At 71.7% G+C, this 11,878-nt stretch carries 10 protein-coding genes; 5 read left to right on the top strand and 5 right to left on the bottom strand.

The genetic code is table 11. The features are described from left to right. Window positions 1-54: 54 nt before the first annotated feature. Together rarD and AB0D94_RS32105 are read left to right on the top strand one after the other, a co-directional pair. Window positions 55-1,008, top strand: a complete 954-nt coding sequence (gene rarD / locus AB0D94_RS32110; RefSeq protein ID WP_362059277.1) for an EamA family transporter RarD — start codon at window positions 55-57, stop codon at window positions 1,006-1,008. A 202-nt stretch (window positions 1,009-1,210) separates the two neighbouring features. Then, on the top strand, window positions 1,211-2,527 hold the full coding sequence (locus AB0D94_RS32105) for a M28 family metallopeptidase (RefSeq protein ID WP_362059274.1): 1,317 nt from the start codon (window positions 1,211-1,213) through the stop codon (window positions 2,525-2,527). Here the strand turns inward: AB0D94_RS32105 and AB0D94_RS32100 are convergent. The 4 genes from AB0D94_RS32100 to AB0D94_RS32085 form a co-directional block, all read right to left on the bottom strand. Then, window positions 2,524-2,934 (bottom strand): hypothetical protein, encoded by a 411-nt coding sequence (locus AB0D94_RS32100; RefSeq protein WP_362059272.1) that lies wholly within the window; start codon window positions 2,932-2,934, stop codon window positions 2,524-2,526. The genes AB0D94_RS32105 and AB0D94_RS32100 overlap by 4 nt on opposite strands. Beyond that, complete coding sequence (locus AB0D94_RS32095; RefSeq protein WP_326588561.1) at window positions 2,931-3,134, bottom strand: hypothetical protein; 204 nt, start codon at window positions 3,132-3,134, stop codon at window positions 2,931-2,933. Before AB0D94_RS32095 ends, AB0D94_RS32100 begins: the two co-directional genes overlap by 4 nt. Before the next feature lie 106 nt (window positions 3,135-3,240). Then, window positions 3,241-4,455 (bottom strand): DUF2092 domain-containing protein, encoded by a 1,215-nt coding sequence (locus AB0D94_RS32090; protein ID WP_362059271.1) that lies wholly within the window; start codon window positions 4,453-4,455, stop codon window positions 3,241-3,243. A 227-nt stretch (window positions 4,456-4,682) separates the two neighbouring features. Further along, the gene (locus AB0D94_RS32085; protein WP_362059268.1) at window positions 4,683-5,693 is read right to left on the bottom strand and encodes a polyprenyl synthetase family protein; all 1,011 of its coding nucleotides are present in this window, start codon (window positions 5,691-5,693) and stop codon (window positions 4,683-4,685) included. Between the two features lie 190 nt (window positions 5,694-5,883). On the opposite strand from AB0D94_RS32085, the gene AB0D94_RS32080 reads away from it, so the two are divergent. After that, entirely contained in the window at window positions 5,884-7,401 is a 1,518-nt protein-coding gene (locus AB0D94_RS32080; protein WP_362059265.1) for a peptide MFS transporter, read from the top strand. 21 nt (window positions 7,402-7,422) lie between these two features. Continuing rightward, entirely contained in the window at window positions 7,423-9,426 is a 2,004-nt protein-coding gene (locus AB0D94_RS32075) for a CocE/NonD family hydrolase (RefSeq protein WP_362059262.1), read from the top strand. Window positions 9,427-9,586: 160 nt separating this feature from the next. Here the strand turns inward: AB0D94_RS32075 and AB0D94_RS32070 are convergent, their stop codons facing one another. Next, the gene (locus AB0D94_RS32070; RefSeq protein ID WP_362059345.1) at window positions 9,587-10,393 is read right to left on the bottom strand and encodes an HAD family hydrolase; all 807 of its coding nucleotides are present in this window, start codon (window positions 10,391-10,393) and stop codon (window positions 9,587-9,589) included. A 152-nt stretch (window positions 10,394-10,545) separates the two neighbouring features. Here AB0D94_RS32070 and fahA point away from each other — a divergent pair, with 152 nt between their 5' ends. Beyond that, complete coding sequence (fahA, locus tag AB0D94_RS32065; protein ID WP_362059259.1) at window positions 10,546-11,772, top strand: fumarylacetoacetase; 1,227 nt, start codon at window positions 10,546-10,548, stop codon at window positions 11,770-11,772. Window positions 11,773-11,878 lie beyond the last annotated feature (106 nt).

Below are 11,878 nucleotides of genomic sequence, written 5' to 3'. Positions count from 1 at the left end.
GCCCCGCACGGCGCTACCTTCGTCAAGTTGGCTGGAATGCGTACAGGAGGCCCCGTGAAGGCGGAGAACGATCAGCGCACGGGTCTGCTCTACGGATTCGGCGCCTACGGGATGTGGGGGCTGGTCCCCCTCTTCTGGCCGCTCCTCAAGCCCTCGGCAGCCATCGAGATCCTCGCCCACCGCATGGTGTGGTCACTGGCCGTGGTCGGCCTGGCGCTGCTCGCGCTGCGCCGCTGGGGCTGGATACGGGAGCTGCTCCGGCAGCCCCGCAAGCTCGCCCTGACCACCCTGGCCGCCTCCGTGATCACCGTGAACTGGGGCCTATACATCTGGGCCGTCAACAACGGCCAGGTCGTCGAGGCCAGCCTCGGCTACTTCATCAACCCGCTGGTCAGCATCGCGATCGGCGTGCTGGTGCTCGGGGAACGCCTGCGCCGCGCGCAGTGGGCGGCCGTAGGCATCAGCTTCGCGGCCGTGCTGGTGCTCGCCGTCGGCTACGGGCGCCCGCCGTGGATCTCGCTGATCCTGGCCTTCTCCTTCGCCACGTACGGGCTGATCAAGAAGAAGCTCGACATGGGCGGGCTGGAGTCGCTGACCGCCGAGACCGCCGTGCTGTTCCTGCCCGCCCTCGGCTACCTGCTGTGGCTGGGCACGCAGGGCCGCTCCACCTTCGCCACGGAGGGGCTGGGGCACTCCGCCCTGCTCGCCGCCACCGGTCTGGTCACCGCGGTCCCGCTGGTGTTCTTCGGGGCGGCCGCGATCCGGGTCCCGCTGTCCACGCTCGGGCTGCTCCAGTACATGGCGCCGGTGTTCCAGTTCGGCCTCGGCGTCCTGTACTTCCACGAGGCCATGCCCCCCGAGCGCTGGGCCGGCTTCTCGCTGGTCTGGGCCGCGCTCGCCGTCCTGACCTGGGACGCGCTCCGTACGGCGCGCCGGTCGCGGGCGCGGCTGGCGGCCGCGCCGGAGGTGCCCGCGGTGGTCGTGGCACCGGCGCGCGAGCCGGCGTAACAGCACACGCTCCACCCTCACGATCCCCGGTACGGACCACACGTACCGGGGATCGTCCGTTTTCCGAACCGTCCTGACCGGATTTTGGTCTTGACGGATTGTCATGTCCTCGCTGACCATCAGGCTCGCACTGACGCACGAACGCTCACCCGCGCCATCACCGCACGTTCCGTCATATCCCCGCGGAATCCCGGAGCCCCCCATGAGCCTGTCCGTCTCCCGGCGTCTTGCCGCCGTGACCGCGTTCGCGGTCGCCGGCCTGTTCGCCGCCGCCACTCCCGCCGCACTCGCCGCCCCCACGGCGGTCACCGCGGCGCCGACCCCGCCCGACATTCCGCTGGCCAACGTCAAGGCCCACCTGTCGCAGCTCTCCACCATCGCCGCCAACAACGGCGGCAACCGGGCCCACGGCAGGGCAGGTTACAAGGCCTCGATCGACTACGTGAAGGCCAAGCTGGACGCGGCGGGCTTCACCACCACCCTGCAGACCTTCACCTCCAGCGGCGCCACCGGCTACAACCTGATAGCCGACTGGCCGGGCGGCGACCCCAACTCGGTCCTGATGGCGGGCGCGCACCTGGACTCGGTGAGCTCCGGCGCGGGCATCAACGACAACGGCTCGGGCAGCGCGGCGGTGCTGGAGACGGCCCTCGCGGTCTCCCGGGCGGGCCTCCAGCCCACCAAGCACCTGCGCTTCGGCTGGTGGGGCGCGGAGGAGCTGGGCCTGATCGGCTCGAAGTACTACGTCAACAACCTGCCGGCCGCGGAGCGCGCGAAGTTCTCCGGCTACCTGAACTTCGACATGATCGGCTCGCCGAACCCGGGCTACTTCGTCTACGACGACGACCCGACCATCGAGCAGACCTTCAAGAACTACTACGCGGGCCTCGGCGTGCCCACCGAGATCGAGACCGAGGGCGACGGCCGCTCCGACCACGCCTCGTTCAAGAACGTGGGCATCCCGGTCGGCGGCCTGTTCACCGGCGCCAGCAACACGAAGTCCTCGGCGCAGGCCCAGAAGTGGGGCGGCACGGCCGGTCAGGCCTTCGACCGCTGCTACCACTCCTCCTGCGACAACACGGCGAACATCAACGACACCGCCCTGGACCGCAACTCGGACGCCGTCGCCTACGCGATCTGGACCCTCGGAGCGGCCACCCCGGTCCCGCCGGGCCCGTCCTTCGAGAACACGGCGGACGTGAACATCCCGGACTCCCCCGGTGCCGCGGTGAACTCTCCGATCACGGTTTCCGGTGTCACGGGGAACGCCCCGGCCACCACCAAGGTCGACGTGAACATCGTCCACACCTACCGCGGTGACCTGGTGGTCGATCTCGTCGCCCCCGACGGCAGCGTCTACAACCTGCACAACCGCAGCGGCGGCAGCGCCGACAACCTCGTCCAGAGCTACACCGTCAACGCCTCCAGCGAGGTCGCGAACGGGACCTGGAAGCTCCAGGCCAGGGACACGGCCGCGCAGGACGTCGGCTACATCAACAGCTGGAAGATCACCTTCTAGGACTGGTTCCGGCCGGGCGAGGCGGGCTGCGGGTCCTGTATGCGGGCCCGCAGTTCCTCGGCCACCGCGGCGACGTCCGCGCGGCCCAGCTTCGCCGCTTCGACGAGATCGCCGAGCACCTCCGGCGAGGGCAGTTGTCCGGCCCCCGCCACGCGCAGGTACGAGCGCGTGGCCGCGGCCGCGTAGAACTCGTTCATCGGGGATTCCAGCGCCGGGCACACCGCGAGGGTGTGCAGGAACGCGGCGGCCCGCCACGCGGTGTCCGGGGCGGGCTGTTCGGGCACCAGGACGAGGTCGTTCTGGTGCCGGGCGACCGCGGCGGCGACCCCCGAGGGGTCCCACACGGCGGGATCGGACGGAAGATGGTGGGCCAGAGCGGTCCAGGCCCACTCCATGGTGATCTTCAATTGCCGAACCGCTCCTGGAAGTAGCCCCAGTGGTCGGCGAACTCCTCTATGCCGGAAAGGAAGTTCTTCCGGTCCTCGTCGAGTTCGCGCTCCGTGACCTCGGTGATCAGCGCGGTGACCGTCGTGCCCAGCGCCGCCGCGCGCGCCTTCAGGCGTTCGTGGAAGTCTTCGTCCAGGCGGATGGTGACGTGTCTCGACATGCCCTCCACCGTACAGCGGGCGCGCTGTACGCAGGAGGGGAACGACGCAAGGGTGGGCCGGGACACATTCCCGGCCCACCCCTTCGGACAGTCTTCCTACGGGTGACTACTTGTTGGCGTCGGCCGCCTTCACCAGGGCGTCCTTGGTGACCGCACCGACGTAGACCTTGCCGTCGTCGGTGATCAGCGCGTTGACCACGCGGGTGGACAGGACCCGGCCCTCGCCGAACTTCCCGGAGACCTTGTCACCGAGGGAGTCGAGGAACTGCTTGGCCTCCTTGGGCGCGTTCTTGTCGTTCTCCAGGTCCTTGAGGCCCTTGCCCGGCCCCGAGTCGATCCGCGCGATCGTCGCCCAGCCCTCACCGAGGACCTTCACGTCACCCTTGCCGTTCGCCCCGCCCATCAGGCCCTCCAGGCCCGGGAAGGATTCGAGCGCCTTGAACTCCTTGTCCCCGCGGGCGGACTCGGCCGCACCCTCGGTGACCTTGGCGCCCTTGGGCACGGTGAACTTGAAGGTGTCGGCGGACGGCTTGGCGAAGTCCACCTTGGTGAAGCCCGCGTCCACGATCGGCTTGCCGCCCTGGGTGGAGAGCACCTGCACGCGCAGCGGCACGCCGTTCTTGGCGTCCACCGCGATCTGCACCGAGGAGATCGTGGAGCCGCTCTGCTTGGGCTTGAGCACCAGCTGGTAGGCGTCGCGGCCGGCCACCTGCGCCGTGTCGCCGACGCTGACGTCCGTGGTCGGGCCGGCGGCCTTCAGGAGGTCCTCGGCGAGCTGCTGGGGCGAGGCGGCCAGGCGGTCGCCCGTCTTGTGCTCCTTGGCTGCATCCTTGCCGTCCCGGCCGTCCTTGCCCGGCTGGTCGGCCTTCTCGTGGAAGACCTCGTTCGACTTGGAGTCGTACCCCCACACGTCGTCGCCGTTGTGGATGAGGCTGTACTCGTCCTTGCCGTCCAGGAAGGTGAGCTTCTGGCGGTCCGGGCCGTCGGCGGCGACGCGGAAGGTGTGCGTACCGCTCGCCAGCTGGGCGACCTTGTCCTCCGGAGCGGCCGAGCCGCCCGCGACGCCACCGCCGCCGAGCAGGCCGGTGGCGAGCTTCGGCAGGCCCAGGTCGGTGCTGAGCTTGGCCGTGCCGGACAGCTCCTGCACGTCCGAGGCGGCCACCTTCTCGATGAGCTGCTGCGCCGTCACCTTCGGAAGGTCGGGTCCGCCGGCGTTGGCGAAGGCCGGGACCATCGCGACGGTCGCCGCGGCCACACCTGCCACCGCGACCGGTACGGCGTACCGGGCGACCTTGCGAGAAGTCTTCGTGTTCGCTGCCATGTCAGTGCCCTGCCCTCTGTGTCGACGGCGGCGACCCCCGTGTCGCCGCGCTCACCCGATCTGGTGGGGTTTGATGACTCCATCTGACCAAATCCGGGGCCCGGGGGCGTCAGTCCCCGGAAGCAACTGCGCGTACGACCGTGGGATGACACGGAAGGGGCCCCTCTGCCCCGACCCGTAGGGGTCGACGGGGCGGAAGGGCCCGTTCCGCTGTTCTGGGGGCGCGCTCAGCCCGCGCGGTGCACCACCGCGTCGCAGAGCTCTTCCAGCGCCGACTTGGCGAAGCCCTCCGGCAGCGGGGCGAGCGTGGCCCGCGCGTCCTCCGCGTACCGGATGGTGTCGCGGCGGGCCTGCTCCAGGGCCGGGTGCGCCCGGAGCCGGGTCAGCACCTCGGCGTGCCGGGCGTCGTCCGTCAGGTCGCCGTCCAGGAGCCGTACGAGGTCCAGGTCCTCCTGCCGCCCGTCGCGGGCCGCGGCCTCGCGCAGCCGCAGCACGGGCAGGGTGGGGATGCCCTCGCGCAGGTCGGTGCCCGGGGTCTTGCCGGACTCGTGCGTGTCGGAGGCGATGTCGAGGACGTCGTCGGCGAGCTGGAAGGCGGTGCCGAGCCGCTCGCCGTACTGGGTGAGGATGTCGACGACCGACTCGTCTGCGCCGGCCATGAGCGCGCCGAAGCGGCCGGACACGGCGATCAGCGAGCCGGTCTTGCCGGCGATGACGTCGAGGTAGTGGGCGACCGGGTCGCGGCCGTCGCGGGGGCCGGCCGTCTCCAGGATCTGGCCCGTCACCAGCCGCTCGAAGGCCTCGGCCTGGATGCGTACGGCCTCGGGGCCGAGGTCCGCCAGGATGTGCGAGGCGCGGGCGAACAGGAAGTCACCCGTCAGGACGGCCACCGAGTTGCCCCAGCGGGTGTTGGCGCTGGCCACCCCGCGGCGCACGTCCGCCTCGTCCATGACGTCGTCGTGGTAGAGCGTCGCCAGGTGGGTGAGCTCCACCACCACGGCGGACGGCACGATTCCGGGCGCGTACGGATCACCGAACCGCGAAGCGAGCATCACCAGCAGCGGGCGGAACCTCTTGCCTCCGGCCCGCACCAGGTGCTGTGCGGCCTCGGTGATGAAGGGGACTTCGCTCTTGGTGGCCTCCAGCAGACCCGCCTCGACGGCGGCCAGTCCGGCCTGCACATCGGCCTCAAGAGCCTGGTCCCGCACGCTCAGTCCGAACGGCCCGACGACGGTCACGAGGGGTACTCCTGTCTGCTGACGATCACGGTGACGATCACCTGGATTGTCGATGTGTCGCTGCCATCACTCAAGCCAGCGTATCGGGTCTGTTTTCGATCACCGAGAGCGCCTGCCCGGCCGTCACCCGCACACCGCCCGAAGCGCACCGGTATGTTCTTGAGGAGCCGAATCAACCGGAGAATACGTTTTGTCCAGAACTGCGCCCGATGTAGAGGAGCCCCCGGACCCGGAGGCGGACCAGCCGCCACCCGGCGACGACCACGCCTTCCTCGGCCACCCCCGGGGCCTCGCCACCCTCTCCGGACTCGAGGTCTGGGAGCGGTTCTCGTTCCTGGGCATGCAGGCCATCCTCGTCCTCTACTTCGCGGACGCGGTGGCGAACGGCGGCCTGGGCATGGACCCGGGCACGGCGGCCTCCGTCTCGGCGGCCTACGGGACCATGGTCTACCTCGTCTCCGTCGCCGGCGGATGGCTCGCCGACCGGATCCTCGGTTCCTACCGGGCCGTGCTCTGGGGCGGCATCCTGATCGCCTGCGGCCACTACGCCATGGCCGTGCCCACCGCCACCATGACCTGGGCGGGCCTCGGCCTGATCAGCGCGGGCACCGGCCTGCTCAAGCCGAACGTGGCGAGCATGGTCGGCAAGCTGTACCGGACGGACGACGACCGGCGCGACGCCGGCTTCGCGCTCTACTACATGGCCATCAACACCGGCGCCTTCGCCGGACCGCTGGTCACCGGCTGGCTCGGCGAACACCAGGGCTGGCACTGGGGCTTCTCCGCCGCCGCGATCGGCATGACCGCCGGCCTGGTCCAGTACGTCCTGGGCCGCCGCCATCTGGCCGGACGCAAGCACTCCGCAGAGTTCGCCCTCGCCCCTGACGCGATGCGCGCCGCAGTGACGAAGATCATCGTCGGCTGCCTCGCCTTCGCCGCGCTCGCCACCCTGCTGGCGGCCGCCGGCTGGCTGGCGATGGCCCGCTTCGTCGACCTGCTCACCCTCGTCTCGGTGATCGCCCCGGCCGTCTACTTCGCGATCATGTTCCGCAGCCCGCGGGTGACCCCCGCGGAGCGCACCCGGCTGCGCCCGTACGTGGTGCTCTTCCTGGCCTCGGTCGTCTTCAACTTCATCCTCTTCCAGGCCTACTCGACGATGATGCTGCTGGCCTCGACCAGTGCCCGCACCGAGATCCTCGGCTTCCACTTCCCGGCCGGCTGGTACGCCTCCGCGCTCGGCGCCTTCGAGGTGGCGCTGGCCCCGGTGGTCGCCGCGCTGTGGGTCAGGATGGGCCACCGCCAGCCGCACGCCTCCAACAAGATCGCCTTCGGGGTGATCCTGGGCGGTCTGTCCTTCCTGCTGATGGTCATCCCGACCTCCGGACACGGCGGGCACGACTACCGGATGGCCGCCTGGTGGATCGTCGGCTCCTACCTGCTGCTCGGCCTCGGCGACGTCCTGCTGGAGACCTCCGGCATGTCGGCCACCAGCAAGCTCGCCCCGAAGGCCTTCAGCAGCCAGACCATGGCCCTGTGGTTCCTCTCACTGGCCCTGGCCAACGGCATCCAGGCGCAGGTCGTGAAGGTCTACGGCCAGGTGTCCGACCCCGTGTACTTCGGCGTCAACGGCGCCGTCGCCGTGGCCTCAGGCCTGGCCGTGATCGCGCTGGCGCCGTGGCTGCGGCGCACCATGCACCCCGTCCACTGAGGCGAGAGGCGACTCAACCCCATGATCATCCGCACCGATTTCCCGTACGGGACCACCCGCGAGGACGTCCGCATCCCGATGGCCGACGGCGTGGAGCTCTACGCCCGGATCTGGCGGCCGGTGACGGACGAGCCCGTTCCGGCCCTGCTGGAGTACCTGCCGTACCGCCTGACGGACTGGACGGCGCCGCGCGACTGGCAGCGCCACCCCTGGTACGCGGGGCACGGCTACGCCTCGGTACGGGTGGACGTACGCGGCCACGGGTGCAGCGGCGGCCTGCCCGGCGACGAGTACGACGCCCGCGAACTGGCCGACGGGGTCGCGGTCGTGGAGTGGCTGGCGGCCCAGCCCTGGTGCACGGGCTCGGTGGGCATGTTCGGGATCTCCTGGGGCGGCTTCAACTCCCTCCAGATCGCCGCGCTGGCCCCCGAGCCCCTCAAGGCCGTCGTCACCGTCTGCTCCACGGACGACCGCTTCGACAACGACGTGCACTACACGGGCGGCTCGGTCCTGGCCGTGGACATGCACGCCTGGGCGGCGACCATGCTGGCCTTCGCCTCCCGCCCGCCGGACCCCGCGTTCGCCGGGGACGGCTGGCGCGAGCAGTGGCTGGCGCGGCTGGAGTCCGTGGAACCGCTCATCCACACCTGGCTCTCCCACCAGACGCGCGACGCCTACTGGCGCCACGGCAGCGTCTGCGAGGACTACCCGGCCATCGGCGCGGCGGTGCTGGCCGTGGGCGGCTGGCACGACCCGTACCGGGACACCGTCCTGCGGCTCGTCGAGCACCTGCCGGCCGACCGCGTACGGGGCCTGATCGGCCCCTGGTCGCACCAGTACCCCGACCGCGGGCTCCCGCCCGGCCCGGCGATCGGCTTCCTCCAGGAGACCCTGCGCTGGTGGGACCACTGGCTCAAGGGCGTGGACAACGGCGTGATGGGCGAGCCGCCGCTGCGCGCCTGGATCAGCGACTCCCACCCGCCCGCGACCGTGTACGAGGAGCTCCCGGGCCGCTGGGTCGGCGAGAAGGCCTGGCCGTCGGCGTCCGTGATCCCCGTCCCGTACGGGCTCCAGGGCGCGCCGGTGCTCGTCGCCTCCCCGCAGCACACCGGGGTGGACGCGGGCCGCTTCTTCCCCTATGGCAACGAGGCCGACCTGCCGCCCGACCAGCGGGAGGAGGACGCGAAGTCGGCCTGCTTCGAGTTCCCGGTGGGCGCGGGCGAGCCGGTGGAGATCCTCGGCCGGCCGTCGGTGACCCTGCGGCTGCGCCTCGACGTGCCGTACGGGCAGGTCGTGGCCCGGCTGTGCGACGTGGCACCGGACGGCGCCTCCACGCTGATCACCCGGGGCGCGCTGAACCTCTCCGCGCGCCGGGGCCGGGAGCAGGCCGTGCCGTGGCCCGTGGGCGCGTACGAGGACGTCACCTTCGAGCTGAACGGCATCGGACACGCCTTTCCGCCCGGGCACCGGATCCGGCTGGCGGTGTCCTCGGCCTACTGGCCCTGGATCTGGCCCCGGGCGGGCTCCGAGGCGGGCTGGACCCTGGACCCGGAGGGCAGCACGCTGACCCTCCCGGTCCGCACCCCGTCCCGGGCGGACGAGGGCATCGTCTTCGAGGCGCCGGAGCAGGCGGAGCCGCTGGGGGTGGTCTTCCCCGCGACGCTGGACGAGCCGCGCCCGGAGCGGCTTGTCGTACGGGACGTGGCGCGCGGGACCTGGCGGCTGGAGGTCGACCCCCGCTACGGGGGCACCCGGGTGTACCCGGACGGCCTGGAGTACAGCGAGGACGCGCGGGAGGTCTACGAGATCCAGGAGTCCGACCCGCTGTCCGCCCGGACCCGCTCGGAGTGGCGCATCCGGCTCCACCGGCCCGAACTGGGCTGGGACGCGCGGGTGGAGACCCGGTCGGAGATCTCGTGCGACGAGGGCGGCTTCCTGACGTCGAACGAGGTCGTCTGCCGGGAGGGGGCCGAGGTCGTCTTCCACCGCACGTGGGAACGCCGCCTGCCCCGCTCCGCGGGCTGAGCGAGGTGCGGGCGCCGCTGGTGGGGGCTCCGCCCCCAGACCCCCGCGCCTCGAACGCCGGCGGGGCTGGATCCGGCTGATGCCGTCCGCCGGGCACAACCCAGCCCCGCCGGCGTTTGAGGCGGGGGGGTGCGGGGGCGGAGCCCCTGCCAACCAGCGGTCAGCCGAACAGCCGCTCCAGGACCACCGCGATCCCGTCGTCCTCGTTGGACAGCGTCAGCTCGTCCGCGACGGCCAACAGCTCGCGGTGGGCGTTGGCCATGGCCACCCCGTGGGCCGACCACGCGAACATCGGGACGTCGTTCGGCATGTCACCGAACGCGATCGTCGCCGAGGCGGCCAGGCCCAGGACTTCCGCCGCCCGCGCGAGCCCAGTGGCCTTGTCGATGCCCGGTGGCTGGAGTTCGACCGTGTGCTCGCCCGCCATGGTGACGTTCACCAGGTCGCCGACCACCGACCGGGCCACCCGCGTCAGTTCGTCGTCGTCCAGCTGCGGGTGCTGGAGCAGCACTTTGTTGATGGGGGCCGACCACAGGTCGCCGCGCCGGGGCACTCGCACCGTCGGCAGGTGCGGGTGCCACATCCGGTAGCCAGGCCCTATCAGCATCTCCGCGTCCACCCCCTCCTGGTTGACGGCCGCGTAGACCTCGCCGATCTCGGCCTCGATCTTGCCGAGGGCCACCTCGGCCAGGCCCCGGTCCATGGAGACGGAGTGCAGCAGCCGGCCGCGCGCCGCGTCGTACACCTGCGCGCCCTGCCCGCACACCGCGAGCCCTGTGTAGCCGAGGCCGTCGAGGACGTGTCGGACCTGTGGCACCGGGCGGCCGGTGACGACGATGTGCTGTGCGCCGGCCGCGCGGGCGGTCGCGAGTGCCTCGTACGAGCGGGCGGAGACGGTGTCTCCGGCGCGCAGCAGAGTCCCGTCCAGGTCAGTGGCGATCAAGGCATAGGGGAGGGCGGAAAGCAGGGCGGAAGTCACGGCGCAAGGATACGGACCCCCTTGGACAAGTCCTACAAATTGCGCCTGAATCCCGCCTCCCGCAGGCACCACCAGCCACGTAACGTGTCAGCCAGCTCCCGGGACACCCCCGGACCGCGTCGAAAGCGAGGCAGTACCCCATGCCCCAGCAGAGCCCCCTCGATGTCCCCGAGGGCGACCCGTTCGGGCCGCACAACCTCCCGTACGGCGTCTTCTCCACCCCGCAGGACCCGGCCCGGCGCCGGATCGGTGTGCGGATCGGCGGGCACGTCCTCGACGCGGGGGCGGCCGCGGCCGCGCTCGGCTCCCCGTACGCCGGGCTGCTCGGGCAGTCCTCCCTCAACCCGCTGCTGGCCGCCGGGCGCACCGCCTGGCGCGACGTGCGCCGCGCGCTGACCGCCTGGGTCACCGACCCCGGCCACCGCCCGTCGGTGGAGCCGCACCTGCTGCCGCTGGACGAGGTCGCGCTGCACCTGCCGTACGAGGTCGCCGACTACGTGGACTTCTACGCGAGCGAGCACCACGCCACCAACGTGGGGAAGATCTTCCGGCCGGACGGGGACGCCCTGACGCCCAACTGGAAGCACCTGCCCATCGGTTACCACGGCCGGTCGGGAACGATCGTGGTGTCGGGCACGGACGTCGTACGGCCCTCCGGACAGCGCAAGGCCCCCACCGACCCGGCGCCCGTCTTCGGCCCGTCCGTCAAGCTCGACATCGAGGCCGAGGTCGGCTTCGTCGTCGGCGCCCCGTCCGAGCTGGGCAGCCCGGTGGCGCTGGGCGAGTTCGAGGACCACGTCTTCGGCCTGTTCCTCCTCAACGACTGGTCGGCGCGCGACATCCAGGCCTGGGAGTACGTGCCGCTGGGCCCCTTCCTCGGCAAGTCCTTCGCCACCTCCGTCTCGGCGTGGGTCACCCCGCTGGAGGCCCTGGACGCGGCCCGGGTCGCCCCGCCCGCCCGGGACTTCCCCCTCCTGCCCTACCTCGACGACGCGGGCAGCGAGCGCCCCGGCGGCTTCGACCTGCGCATCACCGTCTCCATCAACGGGCAGGAGGTGGCGCGGCCGCCGTTCGCGTCGATGTACTGGACCGCCGCGCAGCAGCTGGCCCACATGACCGTCAACGGCGCGTCCCTGCGCACCGGCGACGTCTACGGCTCTGGCACCGTCAGCGGCCCCGAGACCGGCCAGCGCGGCTCCCTGCTGGAGCTCACCTGGAACGGCCGCGACGCCATCGAACTCGCCGACGGCAAGCGCACCTTCCTGGAGGACGGCGACACCGTCACCCTCACCGCCTGGGCCCCCGGCGCCGACGGCACCCGCGTGGGCCTCGGCGAGGTCACCGGCCGCATCGTGGGATCCCGCTAGTCCGGGCCGGCGGCACAGCACGGCCGGCGGGGCGCAGCAGCGTGCCGGCGCTGACGGTGGTCCCCCGGCGCGACGTCCGCGTCGGCCGGGGCTCAGCCCCCCGGCC

Source organism: Streptomyces sp. NPDC048255 (genome assembly GCF_040652415.1).
GTDB lineage: Bacteria > Actinomycetota > Actinomycetes > Streptomycetales > Streptomycetaceae > Streptomyces.
This window is presented reverse-complemented; position numbering and strand designations above follow the sequence as displayed.

What these genes read in the sequence shown, in the direction of transcription:
- AB0D94_RS32105 (WP_362059274.1), top strand. Translation starts at nt 1,211, where the DNA reads ATGAGCCTGTCCGTCTCCCGGCGTCTTGCCGCCGTGACCGCGTTCGCG.
- AB0D94_RS32095 (WP_326588561.1), bottom strand. Translation starts at nt 3,134, where the DNA reads ATGTCGAGACACGTCACCATCCGCCTGGACGAAGACTTCCACGAACGC.
- AB0D94_RS32090 (WP_362059271.1), bottom strand. Translation starts at nt 4,455, where the DNA reads ATGGCAGCGAACACGAAGACTTCTCGCAAGGTCGCCCGGTACGCCGTA.
- AB0D94_RS32075 (WP_362059262.1), top strand. Translation starts at nt 7,423, where the DNA reads ATGATCATCCGCACCGATTTCCCGTACGGGACCACCCGCGAGGACGTC.
- fahA (WP_362059259.1), top strand. Translation starts at nt 10,546, where the DNA reads ATGCCCCAGCAGAGCCCCCTCGATGTCCCCGAGGGCGACCCGTTCGGG.